At 45.5% G+C, this 20,161-nt stretch carries 19 protein-coding genes; 6 read left to right on the top strand and 13 right to left on the bottom strand.

Annotation, left to right across the window (positions count from 1 at the left end):
- Window positions 1-123: 123 nt before the first annotated feature.
- The 5 genes from OZ401_RS09130 to queG form a co-directional block, all read right to left on the bottom strand.
- Entirely contained in the window at window positions 124-1,425 is a 1,302-nt protein-coding gene (locus OZ401_RS09130; RefSeq protein ID WP_341467922.1) for a hypothetical protein, read from the bottom strand.
- Window positions 1,426-1,703: 278 nt separating this feature from the next.
- Window positions 1,704-3,194 carry a response regulator gene (locus OZ401_RS09125; protein WP_341467921.1) on the bottom strand — a complete coding sequence of 497 codons (1,491 nt, stop codon included), beginning with the start codon at window positions 3,192-3,194 and terminating at the stop codon, window positions 1,704-1,706.
- Window positions 3,195-3,490: 296 nt separating this feature from the next.
- Entirely contained in the window at window positions 3,491-4,060 is a 570-nt protein-coding gene (locus OZ401_RS09120; RefSeq protein WP_341467920.1) for an RNA polymerase sigma factor, read from the bottom strand.
- A gap of 305 nt (window positions 4,061-4,365) precedes the next feature.
- The gene (locus OZ401_RS09115) at window positions 4,366-5,631 is read right to left on the bottom strand and encodes a hypothetical protein (protein WP_341467919.1); all 1,266 of its coding nucleotides are present in this window, start codon (window positions 5,629-5,631) and stop codon (window positions 4,366-4,368) included.
- A gap of 65 nt (window positions 5,632-5,696) precedes the next feature.
- On the bottom strand, window positions 5,697-6,758 hold the full coding sequence (gene queG / locus OZ401_RS09110; RefSeq protein WP_341467918.1) for a tRNA epoxyqueuosine(34) reductase QueG: 1,062 nt from the start codon (window positions 6,756-6,758) through the stop codon (window positions 5,697-5,699).
- 246 nt (window positions 6,759-7,004) lie between these two features.
- On the opposite strand from queG, the gene OZ401_RS09105 reads away from it, so the two are divergent.
- The 4 genes from OZ401_RS09105 (at window position 7,005) to OZ401_RS09090 (ending at window position 11,431) form a co-directional block, all read left to right on the top strand.
- Window positions 7,005-7,409, top strand: a complete 405-nt coding sequence (locus OZ401_RS09105; protein WP_341467917.1) for a hypothetical protein — start codon at window positions 7,005-7,007, stop codon at window positions 7,407-7,409.
- Window positions 7,410-7,411: 2 nt separating this feature from the next.
- Window positions 7,412-8,425 (top strand): MBL fold metallo-hydrolase, encoded by a 1,014-nt coding sequence (locus tag OZ401_RS09100; RefSeq protein ID WP_341467916.1) that lies wholly within the window; start codon window positions 7,412-7,414, stop codon window positions 8,423-8,425.
- The gene (locus OZ401_RS09095; RefSeq protein WP_341467915.1) at window positions 8,415-9,779 is read left to right on the top strand and encodes a CPBP family intramembrane glutamic endopeptidase; all 1,365 of its coding nucleotides are present in this window, start codon (window positions 8,415-8,417) and stop codon (window positions 9,777-9,779) included. Before OZ401_RS09100 ends, OZ401_RS09095 begins: the two co-directional genes overlap by 11 nt.
- A gap of 131 nt (window positions 9,780-9,910) precedes the next feature.
- Window positions 9,911-11,431 carry an IS4 family transposase gene (locus OZ401_RS09090; protein WP_341467914.1) on the top strand — a complete coding sequence of 507 codons (1,521 nt, stop codon included), beginning with the start codon at window positions 9,911-9,913 and terminating at the stop codon, window positions 11,429-11,431.
- A gap of 120 nt (window positions 11,432-11,551) precedes the next feature.
- Here the strand turns inward: OZ401_RS09090 and OZ401_RS09085 are convergent, their stop codons facing one another.
- The 7 genes from OZ401_RS09085 to OZ401_RS09055 all read right to left on the bottom strand — a co-directional run bounded on the left by OZ401_RS09085 (window position 11,552) and on the right by OZ401_RS09055 (window position 16,716).
- Window positions 11,552-12,169 (bottom strand): response regulator transcription factor, encoded by a 618-nt coding sequence (locus OZ401_RS09085; protein ID WP_341467913.1) that lies wholly within the window; start codon window positions 12,167-12,169, stop codon window positions 11,552-11,554.
- Window positions 12,170-12,171: 2 nt separating this feature from the next.
- The gene (locus OZ401_RS09080) at window positions 12,172-13,101 is read right to left on the bottom strand and encodes a S1C family serine protease (protein WP_341467912.1); all 930 of its coding nucleotides are present in this window, start codon (window positions 13,099-13,101) and stop codon (window positions 12,172-12,174) included.
- 15 nt (window positions 13,102-13,116) lie between these two features.
- A complete protein-coding gene (locus tag OZ401_RS09075) occupies window positions 13,117-14,025 on the bottom strand; it encodes a S1C family serine protease (protein WP_341467911.1) in 909 nt (302 codons plus the stop codon).
- 181 nt (window positions 14,026-14,206) lie between these two features.
- The gene (locus tag OZ401_RS09070) at window positions 14,207-14,665 is read right to left on the bottom strand and encodes a response regulator (protein WP_341467910.1); all 459 of its coding nucleotides are present in this window, start codon (window positions 14,663-14,665) and stop codon (window positions 14,207-14,209) included.
- 164 nt (window positions 14,666-14,829) lie between these two features.
- Window positions 14,830-15,225: a response regulator gene (locus tag OZ401_RS09065; RefSeq protein WP_341467909.1), complete on the bottom strand. Its 396-nt coding sequence runs from the start codon at window positions 15,223-15,225 to the stop codon at window positions 14,830-14,832.
- 292 nt (window positions 15,226-15,517) lie between these two features.
- A complete protein-coding gene (locus tag OZ401_RS09060; protein WP_341467908.1) occupies window positions 15,518-15,913 on the bottom strand; it encodes a 2TM domain-containing protein in 396 nt (131 codons plus the stop codon).
- A 50-nt stretch (window positions 15,914-15,963) separates the two neighbouring features.
- Window positions 15,964-16,716 (bottom strand): RDD family protein, encoded by a 753-nt coding sequence (locus tag OZ401_RS09055; protein ID WP_341467907.1) that lies wholly within the window; start codon window positions 16,714-16,716, stop codon window positions 15,964-15,966.
- A gap of 213 nt (window positions 16,717-16,929) precedes the next feature.
- Here OZ401_RS09055 and OZ401_RS09050 point away from each other — a divergent pair, with 213 nt between their 5' ends.
- Together OZ401_RS09050 and OZ401_RS09045 are read left to right on the top strand one after the other, a co-directional pair.
- Window positions 16,930-18,114: an acetylornithine transaminase gene (locus tag OZ401_RS09050; RefSeq protein ID WP_341469868.1), complete on the top strand. Its 1,185-nt coding sequence runs from the start codon at window positions 16,930-16,932 to the stop codon at window positions 18,112-18,114.
- A 158-nt stretch (window positions 18,115-18,272) separates the two neighbouring features.
- Window positions 18,273-19,478, top strand: a complete 1,206-nt coding sequence (locus tag OZ401_RS09045; protein ID WP_341467906.1) for an AI-2E family transporter — start codon at window positions 18,273-18,275, stop codon at window positions 19,476-19,478.
- 24 nt (window positions 19,479-19,502) lie between these two features.
- Here the strand turns inward: OZ401_RS09045 and OZ401_RS09040 are convergent, their stop codons facing one another.
- Window positions 19,503-20,120, bottom strand: coding sequence for an NUDIX hydrolase N-terminal domain-containing protein (locus tag OZ401_RS09040; protein ID WP_341467905.1), 618 nt, complete (start codon window positions 20,118-20,120; stop codon window positions 19,503-19,505).
- Window positions 20,121-20,161: the final 41 nt, after the last annotated feature.

Genomic DNA, 20,161 nt, shown 5'->3' with positions numbered 1-20,161 from the left:
AGGCTGCCCAGGGTGATGGGGTCTATTTTTCTTTCGGGGTTACGTCATTAGACTCTCAGCTACCTCTCCATCACCCTGCCTAGTTTTCACCTGTTTTTTATATCATACAAGGCACTCAGTATATTATATACTGCACTTCTGAACAGCCTGCTGCAACAGCACGGGTGTATCTGTATTAGCCGGAACTTCCTGCAAATTTGCTTTATAGATAACCAACGGGACAAAGGGACCTTCACCATAAAAAGAGTGATTAGATTGTCGTATGGTGTAGCAGCCTACAAATGTCTGGAATCTATCGCCAATTAACCTCGAAACAACCACAACCGGAACCGAATAGTAAATAGACCCTGCGGCGCCATTGCTGGTTATATTACCTACACTTAACTGGTCTGAAACCGTATTCTTATAGCCCTGTTCAAATTGGGTGTAAGGCTGTAATACCCCCGACTCTTGCGAACCGCTCTCCCAATAAGAATAAGCGCGGACATATTCTTTTCGATTTATCGAGTTAAAATATGAGCGGAGGACATTATCGGAAGTGCTGCGATCATCCACAAAATTATCGGATTCAATTGGTGGCTTTGCTGCCGGAATAGAAGGAGGGATTCTAGGGTTTCCGGTGGATTGGCAAAGCCCTTCTGCTATAGACTCGGAGTTTGCATCCGCCGCTACCTGTTGGGATTTGATTGTTATAAATGCCATAGAATTAAAGGGTGGTGCGCCAAAATTAATCGCCCTTGGTTGTTGTATCTGGAAGCAAGTCGCTGTGGTGGTATTTACGTTAGAGGCGAACGAACCAGACAAAACCAGCGGGACAGAATAATAAGTTGAGCCAGCAGCAGCACCACTCCAATATGCCCCGATACTTAGTTGCAAGGTATTGAGATTTTTATAAGTATTAGCCAGTGCAGCCGAGGAAGCAGGTGAACCCGGAACTTGCCCACCCCCAGAACCCCAATAGCTGAAAGCTCTAGCATATTCCTGTCGTGAAATGGCATTATAGTAGGAACGCACCAATTGCACCGGAGTACTGCGATCCTCTATAAACAAATCTTTGCCAACGCCAACCTGTAAAAACCCGTTCGCATTAGTTGGCGTAGAAATCAGCGTTACCGTTGGTACAGGTGTTGTACGCACCACCAAACCACCGATAGTATTCTGCGCAACAGTGGTAGGTTGGGTAGTAGTTGCGAGAGTTGTCGCATTGGTTGTGGCGGTTTGGGTAGTCGGGCGTATAGTAGCGGTAGGTACAACAGGTTGGGTGGTTGTTAGCGCTATCGGAGGGGTAGTAGCGGTTGGAGCAATAGGCAAAGTTGTAACATTTTGCGGTAAAGGCGTGGCAGTAGAATCGCCACAGGCTAACAATAAAACGGTACAAATACTAAGCAGTAGCAAACTTAAATATTTGCTATCTTTTTTTGTCATACTTCTCATAGCCTTTCTGAAAATAACCATCTAATCAGAATTCAAATCATATTTGATATGAAATATAACGCTTGAGAAGAGTGAAACGTTATGCGTAAATTCGGTTTTTCCAAATAGGTTTTTTCCAAGTAACAGGAAAGGTAGCGGAAAGAAGCAAGGGCTTTCGTTTTAAGGCAAGGGTTTTAGCCTCTTGCCTTAAATTCTTTTTTATAGTTCCAAGCGAAAGCCCTAGATACAGGGTAAAGATAAAACGAGTAGAATAAATAAATAAAACTGATTTAACTCGCCTGAAGGCTTGATAACCTTTCAGCGGTAATGTCCCCGGTTTGTCCCACAAGCGAAGTAGCAACCGTGGGATTCTCCGAGGAATGACTGAATAGTTGAACCGGTTGACCCTGACGACGGCAAGCCAATGAAAGGGCTAAGCGCGCTTTTTCCAGCAGCATTTCTGCCCTATCTCCATCGGCAGGAGCAATACTTACACCAATATTTGCGGAAACACGCAATTGCTGCCCTTTAATCACAAATGGTTTGATCAAGTTTTGTGAAAGGCGTTCGGCTAATTGCTTAGGGCTGGTCTGATGCTTTAAGCCTGTAACCAATACCGCAAACTTGCCGTTCTCAAGACAAACCACCATATCGCCCTTTCGAAGCGCCGCTTGTAGGCTGATAGCCACTAGCGAACTCAGTTCTTTCTCAGTAGTTTCATGAGCAATTTGATTATAGCCTTCCAATTCCATCATCATTACGGCAGTGCCATTCCCAAACAACCTATCAGAATCCAGCACCGCCTGTAGCTTAGTCTGTAGCCTGTACAATTCTGGTAGGCGTGTTACCGATTCAGTCGGTTTACCGACCTTAACTTGCTGTCGAAGTTGGTTGCTGCGGATTGCCGTCAACGTTAAACGTGAAATAAGCTCAAGCATTTCAAATTCTGATGGTGTTGGATACCGACTCTCGCTAAGATAAAACGAACAAACCCCTAACACAACCCCACTGCTGGATTGCACCGGCATTGACCAACAAGAATTAATACTATTATCTATAGCTACAAAAAAATAATCTTCCCAGGCACGATCCTGCATTATATTAGAAGTCAGTACGGGTTTTGCTGTATAGGCTGCTATGCCAGCACTGGTACTGCTATTACCAATCTGCATGCCATCTAAGGTATATTTGAGAGTCTCAGGCAAGCTTGGAGCGCCACCAAAATACAACCGCCCATGTTTTAGTAGCATTATTCCACAATGTATATGAGGCAATTGATCTTGAGCAAGCTCGGCTATCCGGTTCAATGCTTCATCCAGCGAAACAGACTGGTTGTTAAGCAGTTCGAGAATACGGCTATGATTCCGTATTAATTCAATACCGTTATTTCTCACCTTAAGAAAGTTTTGTATCCGCCTGAGAATAATAGTCCAGTTAAAGGGTTTGGTCTGATAATCGGTGGCACCGCATTCAAAAGCTCTGGCAATAGATCTGTCATCAGAATTGTCACTGATCATAAGGATTGGAATACTTTCACTTCCGGGCATAAGGCGTAAGCGTTGGCAAACTTCAAAACCGTCTAGTTGGGGTAAGTTTGTATCTAATACCACCATATCCGGTTGCCTGCGATTAAACTGGGCAAGACCTGAAAGTCCGTCTGAAGCTTCTATAACATCGTACCCTGCCCCCGACAACACATGTCTGGAAATCAAGCGACTATTCTCATCTGGATCTATTACAGCAATAAGTAACCTATTTATGGGAGTGATATTTTCGCTCATGTTAGACCTCCACCAAAGGCTATTTAACCAACTTTACCAAACTTCAACATTTTTGAAGAAAAGTTGCCGGAGTAAGTACCCCGACAACCTTTCCCGCCTTAATCAAGGCGAAATCAAGCAGGGGTATCTGAAACAACCCTGCTCATACCCAAGCACAGAAGGATGTGACAATAAGATAAAGGGACAAATACCAGAAACAGCTTTAGATTATGAAGTGGTGTGGTGGATAGTTAGCTGTTCCTTACAGGAAATACATACAACTCAAGCGACTGGAAGATAACCAGTATATTGATATTTCATTCCATTAACTGGCGTAGCTTTTCTAAGCTACGACCTCTGGTAGGACCTATACTGGAAACTGGCATATTGAGTTCGGCTGCTATCTGATTATAAGAAAGATTTTTATCATCAAAGAAAAGGTACCATAATAATTTCTGGTTGCGTTTCGGCAATTGCTTGAAAGCATCCCGCACTTGATGTCGCTGCTCCAAACTCAACAACTCTTCTTCTGGTAAAGCAAGCTCAGTTGCCGGTTCAAGCATATACGCAATCTCGTAATTATTTTCATCGGGCGTAAGGGATACGGTTCTTAAATTTTTATGATATTGCCAACATTCTCGGCTGGTAGTAGTTATTAGCCATGCGGGCAACCGAGAATGATCTTTTATACTTTTGAGATGTTGTAATAAAACCATCGAGACGCGCCCAAAAATGTCGCCTGCCTCGTCATCGTCTAAATGGTAACGCTTGCAAATTGTGTAAATTAAACGCTGATGTTTCGAGATAAGCGCTTCCCAAGCTTCTTCAAAACCGGAAAGACACCCATTTATTAGTTTTTTATCATCGTCAGCTACTGAATACTTCATAATATTATTCTCAGCTATTATTTAACTCGATTATTTGACAAGTGCTTTTCCAATTTATAATTACTAATGATCACATTTCTTTTTGAAATATTAATTATTTACTTGCAGGCTATTTTACTTGGTTAATATAACGGTTAACATTACGAAAAATAGTTACAGGCATGCTGTAACATAATCTTAATATAACTATGTATTAAATGGGATATTTATTCGCTCTTATTGAACCTACGAGGCACTTAAAATGCTATGAAAATAAAAAGGACGTGATAGACACGTCCTCTTATTATCGTGATATAAATTACAAACTATTTAATATTTACTCGAACACTATTCACTATAGTAAGCATATCTGTATCATAATTTTGCGCTTCGATATCCTTGAAGGCAACGTCCGGGCTAATGTAAAGTATACCTACCAACATATTTTTACCTATATTGCGGAAGTAAATACTGCCTACGGAGTTGACTTGACCACCGCTATCAGAACGAACGGCAAAAGTTACTTTCTTAGTGCCGTTGATATCTAGCACAGGCAAACCCAGTTGTACATTTAAGCCTATTCCCGGCAAAGTAACAGTCTGAAAGTAATCCATCACCGGTTTGATGCCATTTTCCCACTCAACAGGTTTGGGCGTACCTTCGGCAGCAAAAACGTTTTGGACTACACCAAGCTGGATATTTGCTTCTGCCGAGCTTTGACCAACCGGTCCTTTAGCAGCAGTTATGTTAGATACCAGAAATAAACCGAGGTCATTCTCGGTGGGAAACGGCTTGATACCCCAATTCCAATTCACCGGGAATTTCCCACTAAATGTAACTGTAGGAGATTTTCCCAGATTGAGCGAAGGAGAAGTCCAGTCCAACAAGCCAACTTTTTTTCCTGAAGAGGAAGCGCTTCCGGGTGTAGGTTGAAGTTTACCACTATCAATAATTGGGGTAGTGGGAACTGTCGGTGTTAAACGGGGATCAAGCGGCGCATCAGGCGGATTGAAGCTCAGGGAGGACATCATTTGTAAGATGGGGCTTTTCAAGCGGTCTGAATCGGCAGTGGAAAGTGATCCAATCAGCAGATAGGCGCGGTCTGCTTTGCTCACATTAACTTGTGTGACATATTCGGTAATATCTTTCCCATTATTATACCGAATCTCAGTAACCGTCACCTCACGGTCAACCATTTTGAGGGTTTGAGATGCGCCCAATTGTACATTGCCGTATTGCTGGCGCAAATCATTGAGATACTTATCACTCAGTGCAGTAGAATTAGCTTGCAGGCGGGTTATTTTGCTGGTACTAATCGTTAACTCGGTATTAGGTAAAGCTAACGGAGCATAAGTAACCGAGTTAGCCGCATTGGTTTTCTTTTGCCAATCGCTCAGAACCGAACCCTGAAAGAACAGGTCATTGTCTTTTTCCACCCTGTACGTAGTTGAGATGGTTGTAGCAGTAGGTTCAGGTACGTTAGTTGGGGACTCTGCATTGCCGCAAGCCGCCAAAGCCAACGTTAAAGCCAGGATGATTGTTATAAACAGACCCGTTCTTACCGGGCGTGAATACCTTAGTTCAGACCACATTTAAGCGCCCTCCGCCCTGAAAAATTCTCATAATAATTAATGTGAGCTTCATGGCTTATCTTACATCAACTTACCATAACATGCAATAGTTTCTGGATTGCCCATTCGAGGTGTTCCCTTACTTCTGGGTCGGTTTCCTCTTCCAAAGCTGTATATAAATGAGGTAAAACCCTTGACTCACCCGAATTACCCAATGCGATTGCTAGGTTGCGGCGTAAGCCTGTACGCTTCGTGCGCACCAAAGAGGTATCTTTAAATTGCGCTCGAAAACTTTCCTCGGTAGCAGTTATCCTCAACCATTCTAACAACTCCGGTTGACTTATAGCGGGTATTGCAGGGATAAATTCAGGGTGGTTGTAGGGAACAACTTTAAAGTTATAAGGGCAAACCTGCTGGCAAATATCACAGCCAAATATCCATGTGCCAATACCATCTCGTAAATCCGGCGCTATACTACCGCGCTTCTCAATAGTTAGGTACGAAATGCAGCGGTCATTATCTAGTTTCCAAGGCGCTACGATAGCTTTAGTAGGGCAGGCATCGAGACAACGAGTACAGTTGCCACATGTTCCGATAGCAGGTGCATCCGGTTCAAGCTCAAGGTCGGTCAGAATTTCGCATAGAAAAAAATAGCTGCCCAAACCTTTGCTTATTAGGTTAGTATTTTTACCGAAAAAACCTACTCCGGCACGTTGCCCCACCGCCCGATCAACAATGCGGGCAGTATCTACCAGAAAACGCGCTTCTCGAACCCCCTCGCGCTCACTTATCTTTTCAAAAAGCTGCTCCATTTTAGAGCGTAATACCTTATGGTAATCCTGACCCCATGCATAACGGGCTACTTTACCGCATGGGTTATTCGGTTTGGGTTCTATATTTATGTCAAGTGAATGATAGGAAATTGCAAGCGAAATAATTGATTTTACCTGAGGAAGCAGATTGGCAGGGTCACAGGAATAAGCGACACGTTCGGGGGTGAACCATGCCAACCCACGAATCAAGCCTTCTTTAATATGCGCCAACAAGCGTTCCTGTGTTTCAGTAAACGGTTCAGACCGGGCAATACCTATGCGGTCGAAGCCTTCAGCCAGCGCTTGCAATTTGATAAATTCTTTTAAATCACTCATTTTGCGAGTATTATCCGGTTTTTATAGTAGCGCTACTAGCTCTAGTGCCAGAGATATGGAGCACAACCGCTGGTGAAATTTTAGAGTTAAAAAAGTAAACAGGCTATATCACCGCAACAACAAATGAGTATGCTACAATAAATCTGGAAAGTTCAATTCTAGCTCATCCTTATAATATAACACGCTTGCTTACATTAATATTCACTAAGTGGTTAAGGATCTATTTTTAGGTTTGGAGTAAGACATTTGGAAAATGAACAACACCCTGAGAGCGGTTATGATTGGAGTATACACCTCAAGGAAATGGAAGCAACACTGGTAAATATTGGTTACGAGTTGTTGCCTACGCCAGATGAGTCGTTGTTGGTGCGTGCATACCGTGAATGGGGACAAATTGCCGGAAGTCTTCATATTGATGCTAAAGGCTTGCTACATTTCTCAATGACTCGCCCACTCGATCAATTTTGGAGTGAGCCGTTAACGATGGGCGACTTTACCTTTGTTGTAAGCCAGACGCATACCGAATCCCTGAATATTTCTCACATTTTAACCGATCAGGATTGTTTGCGTTTTCGCGATTTGCTGCAAGAGTTGGAAAATATCGGGCATGCTAACTGGAAACAGCTTAACACTTTAACCTTCGAGCATTAACTTTGAATAATCACCAACCTAACGACCTTAATCCCGAACTGGAAGCGTTGGATGAGCATCTGCGCCGTCTTACTATTGAATCGTTCTCCCAAGAATGGTTTAGTGGAAAAATTCGCAAGCCGCGTGACCGGAACAAGTGGATTTGCTTTCTAGGCACAGGTGGTTCTCCCCGTAACTTGCTTACTCAAACAAAACGTACCGGTGGCTTTGTCTTGAATTTCCCCGACTTTATGATGCACATTGACCCGGGTCCCGGCGCAATTTACCATGCCAATTATTTCGGGCTGGATTTAACCGCGCTGGATGCGGTATTTGTTTCGCATGGTCATACCGATCACTTTACCGAAGCGGGGGTGGTAATCGAGGCGATGAGCCACATCATGAGCCAACGGCGAGGAGCAGTGTTAGCTCCCGGTGAATTGCTGGAGCAGGGCTATATAACCCGCTTTCATCAGGGCAAACTACCTGCACCCGGCTTTGGTCCCTATCGGGGTGGTCCGGCAGCAGTGCTGGCAATGCAAGCCGAAAACCCGCTTGAGTTGCACGGAGATGTTGTCCTAATACCGCACCGAGCATATCATGGTAACGAGAATTATGGTTTTACACTGGCATATAAGGGTTTAAAACTAGGCTACACTAGCGATACCAGCTATATCCGCTCTTTCGAGTGCAAATCCGGTGAGATTGTAACCGTCAATAGTGGGTTGGCGTTAGGGGAAATGCGGGATTTTATACAAGTTCATGAGTATCATGAAGACCTCAAGGAAAATTATGCTGGGCTGGATATATTAATCGCCAATGTGGGTTTTCATCACACCTTCGCGCATCGCCACCTGACCGCATATGGACTAATTCATCTCTTGAAGGATTCAGGTGTAAAGTTGTGCCTGATTACGCACCTTGACATTGCTTATTTCATAAATAACGGGCTGGCGCACGATATGGCGCGTTATATACAAGAAATGAGCGGGGTGCGCTGTATAGTGCCGGAGGAAGGAGCTAAAATTGAGCTTTGAGGCAGCAAAAAAACCACGTATCCCAAACACTGCCATAGCCATTTTCTGCTTTTTTCTGGTTGCGGTACTATTTAATGTGCTTGGCTATGCAGTAACACGTTTTTTGCATTGGCGTAGCCTGTGGGCTTCAATTGCAGCACAAATAGCCGTTATTGCCGCTTTACCCTTATTGTTTACCTTAATTTTTCGCTACGATTATAAAACGACTTTCAGGTTACGAAAGCTAAAAATCAGCACCTTGCTAATTTGCATGTTAGCCGGGTTAGCGGCTCAGTTCGCAGTGCGCTTTCCCGATGTGCTGGTACGCTGGGGATTACAGGCTATCTTTGGAACGCTATATATTCCTGACTCAGGTAGCCTGAGCGATAATACTTTTCTGGGTATGGCGCTACTAACCGTCGCCCTTCTTATACTTGCCCCCACCTGTGAAGAACTTTTAAATCGTGGCTTTTTGATGTCAGGTTTTCACCGGAATGGAGAGTCGAGTTTCTGGCGCACTGTGCTATGGGTAGGTATATTCTTTGGGATATTTCACCAGTATATGTACACCTTCACCGGAACAATGCTAGGCGGTTTTATGCTGGCATATTTGGCACTATCTACCGGTTCAATTTATGCCAGTATGGCAGCACATTTTGGTTTTAACCTGTTTCCCGCGGTAGTATATTGGATACTGTTCATTTTCCAGAACACTATTAATGATGTGCTAGGAGAATCTTCTACAGATAGCGGCTTGATGGTAGTAACCCCCGAACTGGTGACAAGCTCATTGATTTTATCGCTGCTCGGTTCAGGTTTGTTATTTCTAGCGTTACGTTCAGTCAGCAAACGAGCGGCTGCCAGCCGAACCGGATTGGTATTGGGCTATTCCGGGCTGGTAAAAGATTTATATCCAGATTCCCCTTATTATGCCCAAGGCGATTATTACTCGCCCGGCTATCCCTATCTATACGGTTTTTACGGCTATACCGGGGAAGCTATCGCCCCGGATTACTGGTCTGCGCCCGGTGTGGAACGAGCAGGCGCACCTTATCAATATGCACCATACCTTGCAACCTCACTAACACGTACTAATCACCCTTACGCTGCCCCACCCGACCAAACTAGATATATACCGCCGGGTAAACGTTCTCTACCCACACGAGCAAGCATCAAATTGCGAGCATGGGCGATTGTAGCATTGGGGGCTACCTTGATTTTTTTCTTGCTAACCTGCTTGACCGAGGTTGAGTTGCGCGCAAGAGGACGTGAGTGTGAGCGTGACCCTCGTAAATGCGAGTCTGTATTGCCTACACCAACCGGAAATAATCCCTCGTTGGTGAAATTGCCTGATATTATTAATCTACAACCGTAAGAATTTCGTAACTATTCACCCCCCCTACCCCATAAGCGTATAGTTAAGAGAATCACAAATAGAAAGAGGTGAGTTCCTCTGGTAAGATGTAAGACTCTTCAACTCTTACTACAAAACCAAAGGAAACTCACATGCCTAGTATAGACGAAATAGTTGGAGCTTTGCAAAAAATATTTGGGGAACGAGCCAAAGCACTAGCGAACGAGCAAGGAGTGAACAAACGCAGCTCGAAAATCACAGGGACAATTTTGGCACTGGTGTTGGTAACAGGCTTTATGAGCCAGCCCGGCGCCAGCCTTAACCAATTGAGCCAAATAGCCCAACAATTCGGTGTAAATGTCACCCGCTCGGGGTTGAGCCAACGCTTAACCTCAGTGACAGTGGAGTTTTTACGCTTGCTATTCGAAGAAGCGCTACAAGTGTGGCAGCAGCGAGAAGGTTTGTGGTTGGAACTGTTTGAACCTTTTAGAGGAGTGTACCTGATAGATAGCACTCATATAGGGCTAGCTAACAAACTGGCGGATAGTCAGCCTGCCAGTGGTGGACAGGCTGGCAAAGCCGGTATGAAGTTACAAATAACCTATGATTATTTGCAGCAGCAAGTGGAGGTTGTGACGGCACAAGCGGCGCTGGAACCAGATCAGAGCTTTGAAGATAAGTTGGAAAAATTACCGGAAGGCAGTTTGGTACTGTTTGATTTGGGTTATTGCACCCTGGAACGGCTAAAACGGCTGATGGCAGCTCATTATTTTGTGAGCCGCTTGCCCCCCAAGGTGCATTTGTATGAGCAGGGGAGTAACCAGCCCCTGGCTTTAGGGTCGGAATTAAGGCGCAGAGGAGGTACCTGCGCAGGAACAGTAATAGAGTTAAGAGTGGAAGTAGGGCAAAAAGAACGGTTGAAGTTACGGGTAGTGGCACAAGTGCTACCGCAAGAAGCTTATCTCCAGCGGTTGGCGCAAGCGAAAAAGGTTAGCCAACTCAAAGGGCGGGAGTTGAGTGCCGCGACAGCTGAGCGGTTACGCTGGAACTTGTATCTAACGAATGTGCACGAGAGCTTGTTAAGTGGTTATCAGGTGGGTATAGTCTATCACTTGCGCTGGCAAATCGAGTTGCTTTTTAAGCTCTGGAAAAGTGGTTTGGGACTAGCACAGAGCGGCAACAAGAAATTGAGCCGGGTATGGTGCGAAATCTATGCCCGGTTAATTGGCTACACCCTGCTGATCTATTTGAGTTGGGGAGTAGCAGGGAGTGAAGAAATGGGGGAAGCGGAAGAAACCAACTTGGTGGAAGCACTGGTGGGATCATCAGGAGGAGAAAGCAACCGTCAATGGCAAGAAACGGACAAAGCGAAGTTAGGCAGGGCGAAGCCCCTTATATTGCAGGCGCTCATAAAGACAACGCGGGAGTTGAGCCTAACGAAAGCGCTTCAGACCTTAGGTACAGAAATCGTAAGGCTGGGCAAAGCCTTGCTGAGAGGTAAAGACAAGAAAGTAAAGAAATTGATTAAAAAGCTCAGGAAAAGATGGGGCCGCTATAGTTTGAAAGAGAAAAGAGCAGATCGCCTCACTAGTTACCAACAGATTAGCCAAATTCAGTTAAGCACCCGCGAGCTACATGCTCCCGACCTTACACTAATATGCAAAGTTGCCTGATTTTAACTTGTGAAAGGCTTAACTATACGCCTATGGGTTGCACCCCGGAGAACCCTGCTTGGATTCCTTTAGTTAAATAGGTCTATTTTTTATCTGGCTGAATTGTTACAAAATTTTTCACTATTGGGTGATAATGCCTAGCTGTGAGCCGCGCCGCACCGCTTCGGTTCGACTCGATACTCCCAGTTTGGCATAAACAGAGGAAATGTGAAATTTAACCGTATGTTCGCTAATCTGTAGCTGGCGGGCAATTAATTTATTGGAAAGCCCCTGACCTAACCAATCCAGCACTTGCATTTCACGCGGAGTCAAAGGTTCATCCAGCGGAGTGTTTTGTTCAGAAAGAGACACCGGAAGGCGGTTGAGCATACGTTCTGCCAGTGCGGGTGGCAAAACCACCAAGCCTTGCCCTACCGCCATTACCGCTGCTTGCAATTCATCGGGAGGTGCATCGGGTAGCACTATACCCCAACCCCGCAGGTTCAAAATACGCAAGGAAGTAGCGGAACGTTCATCATCCGCCAGCGCCAGCACCGCCATCCCGCGCTCTCCTTCAATACCGCGTAACACATCATCGAGTAATCTTTCATCCACCACTACCACACTTGCGCTATGCAAATCCGGTGCAGCAGCAAGCGAAGGCGCATCCCCAACTACCTCAATACCGGGAGAGTTGAGCATTGCCCGCAGCCCGGAACGTAGCACAGGCGTGGCAGCAACGATGAAAGCACGGAGCATAACTATTGTCCCGCCGTATCGGTAATATTGACATCAAGTGCAAGTACTGTGCCACCCCGCAAAAGCCCCAATCGAATAGACGAACCACGTTGAGAAAGGTTTAAGGCGCTACGTAGAGACTCCGCATCCTTTACGGGCGTGCCTGCAATTTCCATCAGCACATCGCCGACAAATACGCCATGCGACTCTGCCAACCCACCCTTTTCGGTAGCAACTACAAGCAAACCGGCACTACGTTCCGACCAATCGCCAACCTTGAGTGTTTCGGGTAGCTCGACAGGCTGTACCCCAACCCCTAGATAAACCCTGCGGCTGGGTATTCCGGCTACCCACTCCGCCGCTACATGCGCCGGAATTGAGACCGACATATCGCCGCCAAATATCATGGCGTTGATGCCCACCACTGCTCCTTCGGCATTTAGCAAAGGACCACCCGAATTGCCGGGAGCTAACACTACATCAGAACGAATGTAGGTTGCGGTTCGCCCGTTATGCGGGGCTGTAACTGTACCCAAACCACTAACGATTCCTGCGGTTACAACATCCTTAATGCCCCAAGGATGCCCGATGGCAAAAACCATTTCACCGATTCGCAATTGGGAAGAATCGGCTACCGGCACAGCAGGTAGGTCACTAGCAGCCACCGTCAAAAGAGCCAGATCAAGGGTAGAATCCCGCGCTACGACCTGAGCCTCAAACTTACGACCATCGGGAAGATGCACTTCTATACCAGAGTCCTGATTACCCACAACATGCTGATTAGTCAGAATTGCACCATCCGCACGCCATACCACGCCTGCGCCATTGCCGCGCCCTTTCCCGGTTACTTGCACCACTCCGGGCTTGACCTGATCGAATAATTGTATCAGCGTTTCCGATATCCGATTGGCAAGCTCAGAGCCGGATGGTTTAGTTATTATGTCAAGTGCCATTTTATCAATCCTCCCCTACTTGCGCTGCCCTATCGTTACAGTTAGAGTCTGGAGTTGCCCACCTCTTATAACCTCTACCGCCACTGCCTTACCCACTCGTTCACCTGTTAATAATGCTTGCAAATCCTCAACGCTATCAACCTTCTGCCCATCCAGTGACAATAGAATATCACCAAGCAGCATACCACCACCCGCAGCAGGAGTATCAGCATCTACCCGCACAATCAGCAAGCCATGCTCTTGCTCACGCCCAGCGCGTTGGGCAGCAGGAATTTCAACCGCCTGACTGCTAATACCCAGATAACCTCGCTTTATATAACCTTGCTGAGAAAGGGTTGAAGCAGAAGCTAAAGCGATAGAAGCGGGTATAGATAGGGTTACACCACGCGCCAGCCCCGTAGTGAGTATGCCCAATACCAAACCTTCCACATCAATCAAAGGACCACCCGAAAAGCCCGGATAAGGTGTAGCATCGGTCTGGAGATATTTCTCAAGAGTGCCGCCCGAACGGAAACGCAAGGGACCGCCCACTGCGCTCACAATACCAGAACTTGCCATTACATTACCATCAGGGCGACCGATAGCCAGCGCCAATTGCCCTACTCTGGCATCCTCGGTGGCTACATTCGCGGGGGAAATGTTCAGGTCGGAAACTTTCAGAACTGCGAGGTCGGTTGAAATATCGCGTCCCACAAAGGCGGCTTCAAGAGTACGTCCATCATGAGTCACGATTGTTATATTGTCTTCTCGTTCTAGCACATGGTCAGCCGTCATAATCAGGTCGGGGGCAAATACCACCCCACTGGCGGATTGGCGTTGTCGCCCGTTAACCTGAACCAATGCGGGGGAGACAAGTGCCACCGCATCGGCTAACTGATTTGATAGGGTCTTTAGGAGATTTATACTTTCACCTGAAATACTCATCACTAGCCTCCGTTACTATTTTGCCTCAAATTGAACTTTTGACAAGTCAAGTTTAGCGAAGCTTTCATAATAACGCGCCAATCGAACGGGCAGAAGCACACCTAGTAAATCGGCTAGGTATTAGCTAATCAAACGTTGGATGAGTTGCCAGTATTACCTGACCAATGAATGGAAGTGAAATTTAAACTGTTGAAACTTGCCTTCGTGGTGGGGATTCCAGTAGAGCGTTAATTTGCTCTTGCAATTTCCTGCGGTCATGGGGCTTTGTCATATAAACATCCACACCGCTATCTTTAGCTAATTCTAACTGATCTGGGGTATCTAAAATAGCAGAAAGCATAATAATAGGGGTTGAACAGCCTTTCTCGCTGGTTCTTACAAGGCGTGCTAAGTCATAACCAGACATTCCGGGCATCATAGCATCAGTTAAAACCAAATCAAACGGAGTTGATAAGAATAATTCCAAAGCTTCTGCACCATCAGTCGCAGTGGAAATAGTCCACCCTGTATAGCGTAATTGAAATTTGAGTAGGGTTAGAATATCAGTATCGTCATCTACAATAAGTATGCGTTTAGGCAAATTTTCGATCATAGTCATGACATTTGTTAAGGGTTGTTCTGTTAGATAGGCTGGCTGCATCGCTATTACCCTTGTGCCTCTCTTGTATTAAAAATAATATAATTTACCTTACCATAAGTATAAACTGATTAGTTAAATTATAATACTTTTACATTACACAAGACCTTACACAATTAGGAGGCGTATGGTACTTTAGTGCCAGTCTTTTCCTAGTATTTTTGAGATTAGTGGGTTGTATATTTGGATATAAGTTCTAATAGATTATGAAGATTAAAAGGTTTAGAAATAACTTCGTTAATTTGACATTCTTTAGTTTTTTTATTATCTACATCGTCGCCCCATCCGGTCACCAATACCACCGGAACATCTAACCAGCGACTACGAATGGCAGCAGCAACACTCCATCCATCCATTTCTGGCATCCCTAAGTCGGTTAAAATTAAACCAAATGGGCAATCGTCAGTATTATGGTCAGTAGAAAAAAGGAGAGCAAGCGCTTCTTGACCGGAAGATACAATCTCAGCATCATAACCACCGGTTTCAAAAATGCGCTTAAGGACATTTCTAATACCCGGATCATCATCAATTGCCAAAACTCTACCAGTGTTAGGATTATGCATTTTGACCTTTCAAAAAGTTGGTATAAAGTTCAAGCCCGATAACAGAAATGACCCCTTGTTGATTTAATTAATACACCAACCCAGTATGTCATTTTTATTTTAAGTTCACTCTCAGCTTAACACTGGAAATACTACACCTCTTATAAGATTATACAAGCATAAATAGCTTATTGATATATTAAGAGTTCATTAAATTTTACTTAGCTTGCTATTTAGGTACAAATTCTACTGACCATGACCAAATAGACCTTATATCTTTAAATTATAGTACATCAGACAAGATATTACAGCCCTAATATTTCTGCTCTCTATTAGGGTCTGGCACATTAGCTTGCCCATAACCGGTATTAGGCCATTGTACGCCGGGAGGTGGAACCGGCGTTCCCATTTTCCGAAGCTCTTCCTCTATCATGCGCTGTCGTACTGCCGGAGAGTTATTTGAGGCAAAAACGTACACCCCAAGAAAATGGAATAATAACCCGATTCCCCATCCGAGCATAGGCCATACAAACCAGGGATAATATAGCCCGCCTACTGGCATAGTAGTAAGTAGGTAAATAACAATCAACATACCGTTTACAATGACGTAGGAAGCCAGATGCCAGTAAAACCCGATTTTGGCTTTTACGCGGCGTTCCGCCATTCGATATGCTTCTCTGTATTCCGGGCTGGATACATCATAATTCATAGTGGTTCCTCCTGAATTAAAGTTGTTAATCGGAAGCATTATTTTCCATGTTAAGCTTTCACCACATAAGTTTTCGCCAGCTTATCATGCCAGCCTTGCCCGTATTTATCAAATACTGCCCAAAGAAAACCAAGCATAAAAACTGTACTACTGATAAAGTAACCCACGGTTTGGCGAAGTAAGGCAGCCCCAAAACCGGGCGTGGAACCGTCCTGACGCACTACTTTTATTCCAAAAACCTTTTTGCCCGGTGTAGCCCCCCGCGCTGTGAAATATACGGAGTAGGCTAGGCACAGGAGGGTTGCCAATAACCCAAAGCCCCCTACCACACCAAGGAACCCCCAAAGCTCACCTTTCTCTACCATAATATTTTCAAGCAGATTATCACATGCCACAGTATCGCGGGAAGTATTACAGGTTGCTTCCAGATCGGAGTAATAACGGCTCACAAAACTGGTTACCCAAAATACTAATGGTATTACCACCACCACTAGGCTAATTACCCCGGTGATTATACTATCTATAATATAAGCACCCAACCTTGCCAACGCGATTGAATCACTCTGTGCAACACCTACTGTTGAGGCTGGTTGGTATACATAGCCGGAAGAATAGTTGACGGGTGCGGCAAATACATACTCACTACCGGGCGATCCGGGCTGGAAAGGGCGCACCGGAGGCGGATTATAAACCGGCTTTTCTTTCTCCTTGCGCTCCTCTTCCGGCTTGGGCAAAGGCTTCTGGCACTCTTTGCATGTGTTAGCTGCATCCTCATTTTGAGCGCCACAATATGGACAAAACATACAGGCTCCTGAACCACTACACCCAATGGGTGCTAGAATTACTCTCTTAAGTATACTTTAAAATGGGGGGGGTGCGTCTAATTTTACAACTATAGATTGACCATCCCCCGAAAAAATTATACAATTCATTCACTCTTTAAGACCATATTCCTTGGATATTTGTTTCAATCTGGGGCGTAACACACGCCCGTATTAAAAAGGAGAAAGCCTGTGATTACCTCAAGCTGGCCCGATTTGGAAAAGAAATATTTGATGTTTAACATCAAACGCCCCCCTATGGTTATTGTTAAGGGTGAAGGCGTGCGCTTGTGGGATCAGACCGGGCGAAGTTATCTCGATTTTGTGGGAGGCTGGGCTGTAAACGCTCTAGGACACTGCCACCCTGCCGTAGTCAATGCCATCCAACAACAGGCTGCTACGCTTATTCACACCTCAAACCAGTATTATACTATCCCCCAGATTGAATTAGGACGTTTACTGGTAGAAAACTCGGCGTTGGATAAAGTATTCCTGTGCAACAGCGGTGCAGAAGCAAATGAAGGCGCAGTTAAGCTGGCACGCAAGTATGGCAAAGTCAAGAAAAACGGAGCTTACGAGGTAATTACCACCCTGAAATCATTTCACGGGCGCACCCTCGCTATGGTAGCCGCTACCGGCAAACCGCATTATCAAGAACCATATAAACCGCTACCGGCAGGCTTCCTCAACGTACCTTACAACGACCTTGAGGCTATCAAACAAGCCACCAACGAACGCACCATAGCCATTATGATTGAACCGGTGCAAGGTGAAGGCGGCGTAAATGTAGCTACTCAGGAATATATGCATGGCTTGCGCAAATGGTGCGATGAGAATGGGCTTTTGCTAATGCTTGATGAAGTACAAACCGGAATCGGGCGCACCGGCAAGCTTTTTGCCTATCAACATTACGGCATTGAGCCGGACATTATGACCCTAGCAAAAGCGTTAGGGGGCGGTGTATCAATCGGCGCGCTCTTGTCCAAACAACATTGTGCGGTCTTTGAACCGGGCGACCATGGTTCAACTTTCGGCGGAAACCCGTTAGCATGCGCCGCCGGGGTTGCGGTAATGAATGAGGTGCTGCACAATGATATTTCTGGACGAGCAGCCGCTACCGGTGAATATTTGGTCAAGCGCTTGGGTGAATTAAAGGAGAAACACCCGATAATTACCGAGGTGCGCGGGCTAGGCTTGCTTTGTGCCTTTGACATTAGTAAAGAAGTAGCGGGCGATATTATGTTGCGCTGTTCGGAGGAAGGCTTATTAATTAATATGGTAAGCCCAACGACAATTCGCCTAATGCCACCGCTAATTATCACCGAAAACAATGTGGATGAGGCGATTGACATTCTTGACGAAGTTTTGTCCGAATTCTAAAACTAGATAAGATTTAATAGGCGGGGGCGTTGTCCCCCGTCAAAATATAACTTACAATTAGCATTGTAGTTGCATCCATAAAACTTCGTGTAACTTACCGGGACTTAGTCAAAACTAAAAACAATATCCAATCAGATTTAAAACCCTAGTGTAAAAATATGTATCCAAACCCTTCTGACAAAACGCGGCGCTGGTGGCGCATCGGTTTGCTGGGAATTGCTTTCCTATTTATCGGCTGGGTTTTTTTAAGAGCGCAGCATGGCTTGACCCCTTTCATCGTGGGGTTGGTGCTGGCATTTGTGTTAATGCCTCTGGTAGATGCTTTGAACCGCTTAATGCCTCGCGCCCTTGCCATTCTGCTGGTCTATATCATGATCATTGGGGCGTTGGCGGGGTTCTTTATCTACCTTGTGCCGATTATAGTTGATCAATCCAACAAGCTAATTCAGGAAACGCCGCGCTACATTGACGAGGTTCAAAAGTGGCTGAACCAGACTTATAAAGAAATTGCTCAGCAAATTCCTTCCGATTATCGGCAGCCCCTGACCGATTTTGTGAACGACTTCAGCAAAAACGCCATCAACTTTGTACGGGACATTGTTACCGGCTTAATCGGCGGCACTTTTTCGCTGGTATTTGGCACTATCGGCTTTGTAGTGGGGGTATTAATTGTACCTTTCTGGCTATTTTTCGTGTTGAAAGATAAATCAAAAGGTATGCAAACCCTGTTTAACATTGTTGCGCCTAACTTGCGTGACGATGCCCGGCGAGTGATTAATATCATCAGCTTTGACTTGAACGATTACATCCGGGGACAATTAATACTGGCTGGTTCTGTAGCAATACTCTGTTCAATCGGTTTGCTAATTGTTGGTTTTGATACTTCAACCTCAATATTTCTTGGCTTTATAGCCGGGATGTTCGAAGTTTTGCCCATTATCGGACCAATTCTTGGCGCAATTCCGGCAATAGTGGTTTCCTTCTTCTATGGTAGTACCGGCAATGTCGATTTGGTACTTAAAGTTGTAATCCTGTACATCATCGTCCAACAAATTGAAGGTAACATTCTGGTTCCCAAAATTGCCGGGGATAGCACCAAATTGCACCCGGCAGTGGTGATGTTGGTCATCATTATCGGCAGCGAAATCGGAGGGTTACCGGGTGCGATTGTCAGCGTGCCGTTTACTGCACTGATACGGGACGTTTTCGTTTACCTTTACCAACGCACCGTCCTAGGGGTCAGTCCAGAAGAAGCCGAAATTAAAACACCCGGTCGGCGGGATGCGCTTCTAGCTGAACGGCAAAGGCGCGCGCGCCGCCAGTTAAAGCGCACGGAAGAAAACGAAGAAATTATTGCGCAGTAGTAGATTTTTCAAACCTGTGCCGGACTAATCAACATAAGGGATTGTTTCTTCCCCGCGCAATTGCCGGAAAATAAAAGGCAATCTGGTACTGTGGCTGGAAAATAAAGGGGGCAATTCATCCTCACCGAAGTAACCAAAAGCACAGGCTTCAAGGGTTGGAGTAGGTTCCTGATCCGGTTCAACTTCTACCTGAAACATGGCATAGTAATTTTGGAACTTGCTCAGGGCTTTCCAATGCCGTGAGTCGAGCAATCCCAACAAGCGCACCACTTTACCCTGAAGCCCGGTTTCTTCGCGCAACTCGCGCTGCGCTGCTTCGGTCAGGCTTTCACCGATTTCAACCCCGCCACCCGGCAAGCACCATAAGCCGCTATCACGCCGCTGTATCAATAATATTTTGTTCTCGCGTACAACCACTGCATCCGCACCAATACGTGGGCTTACCTGCTGCATAATCCCATGAAACTCAGCCAATACCTCATTAACCTCACGTTGCTCCAAGGCGGCTAACAAGCGAGCGCTAATTTCCAGAACACGTCGGTAGCGATGAACATCATATTCAAGATGATTGAAATGCAATCCCTGCGCTCCAATAGCTCGTAACTCGTCCGCCAATTGGTACAATTCGTGAAATGAGGGCATTTTGCTTTATCCCTTGTTAAAATTTAGGGCGATATTGCGCC

This window comes from Candidatus Chlorohelix allophototropha, assembly GCF_030389965.1.
Taxonomy (GTDB): Bacteria; Chloroflexota; Chloroflexia; order Chloroheliales; family Chloroheliaceae; genus Chlorohelix; species Chlorohelix allophototropha.
The sequence above is the reverse complement of the archived record's forward strand: the minus strand, read 5'-3'. Positions and strand labels throughout refer to the sequence as shown.

Excerpts from the sequence above, each read along its gene's own strand:
- OZ401_RS09060 (WP_341467908.1), bottom strand. The coding sequence starts at position 15,913 with ATGAATTATGATGTATCCAGCCCGGAATACAGAGAAGCATATCGAATG.
- OZ401_RS09115 (WP_341467919.1), bottom strand. The coding sequence starts at position 5,631 with ATGTGGTCTGAACTAAGGTATTCACGCCCGGTAAGAACGGGTCTGTTT.
- OZ401_RS09055 (WP_341467907.1), bottom strand. The coding sequence starts at position 16,716 with ATGTTTTGTCCATATTGTGGCGCTCAAAATGAGGATGCAGCTAACACA.
- OZ401_RS09070 (WP_341467910.1), bottom strand. The coding sequence starts at position 14,665 with ATGCAGCCAGCCTATCTAACAGAACAACCCTTAACAAATGTCATGACT.
- OZ401_RS09065 (WP_341467909.1), bottom strand. The coding sequence starts at position 15,225 with ATGCATAATCCTAACACTGGTAGAGTTTTGGCAATTGATGATGATCCG.
- OZ401_RS09040 (WP_341467905.1), bottom strand. The coding sequence starts at position 20,120 with ATGCCCTCATTTCACGAATTGTACCAATTGGCGGACGAGTTACGAGCT.
- OZ401_RS09090 (WP_341467914.1), top strand. The coding sequence starts at position 9,911 with ATGCCTAGTATAGACGAAATAGTTGGAGCTTTGCAAAAAATATTTGGG.
- queG (WP_341467918.1), bottom strand. The coding sequence starts at position 6,758 with ATGAGTGATTTAAAAGAATTTATCAAATTGCAAGCGCTGGCTGAAGGC.
- OZ401_RS09080 (WP_341467912.1), bottom strand. The coding sequence starts at position 13,101 with ATGGCACTTGACATAATAACTAAACCATCCGGCTCTGAGCTTGCCAAT.
- OZ401_RS09085 (WP_341467913.1), bottom strand. The coding sequence starts at position 12,169 with ATGCTCCGTGCTTTCATCGTTGCTGCCACGCCTGTGCTACGTTCCGGG.
- OZ401_RS09075 (WP_341467911.1), bottom strand. The coding sequence starts at position 14,025 with ATGAGTATTTCAGGTGAAAGTATAAATCTCCTAAAGACCCTATCAAAT.
- OZ401_RS09045 (WP_341467906.1), top strand. The coding sequence starts at position 18,273 with ATGTATCCAAACCCTTCTGACAAAACGCGGCGCTGGTGGCGCATCGGT.
- OZ401_RS09125 (WP_341467921.1), bottom strand. The coding sequence starts at position 3,194 with ATGAGCGAAAATATCACTCCCATAAATAGGTTACTTATTGCTGTAATA.
- OZ401_RS09130 (WP_341467922.1), bottom strand. The coding sequence starts at position 1,425 with ATGACAAAAAAAGATAGCAAATATTTAAGTTTGCTACTGCTTAGTATT.
- OZ401_RS09120 (WP_341467920.1), bottom strand. The coding sequence starts at position 4,060 with ATGAAGTATTCAGTAGCTGACGATGATAAAAAACTAATAAATGGGTGT.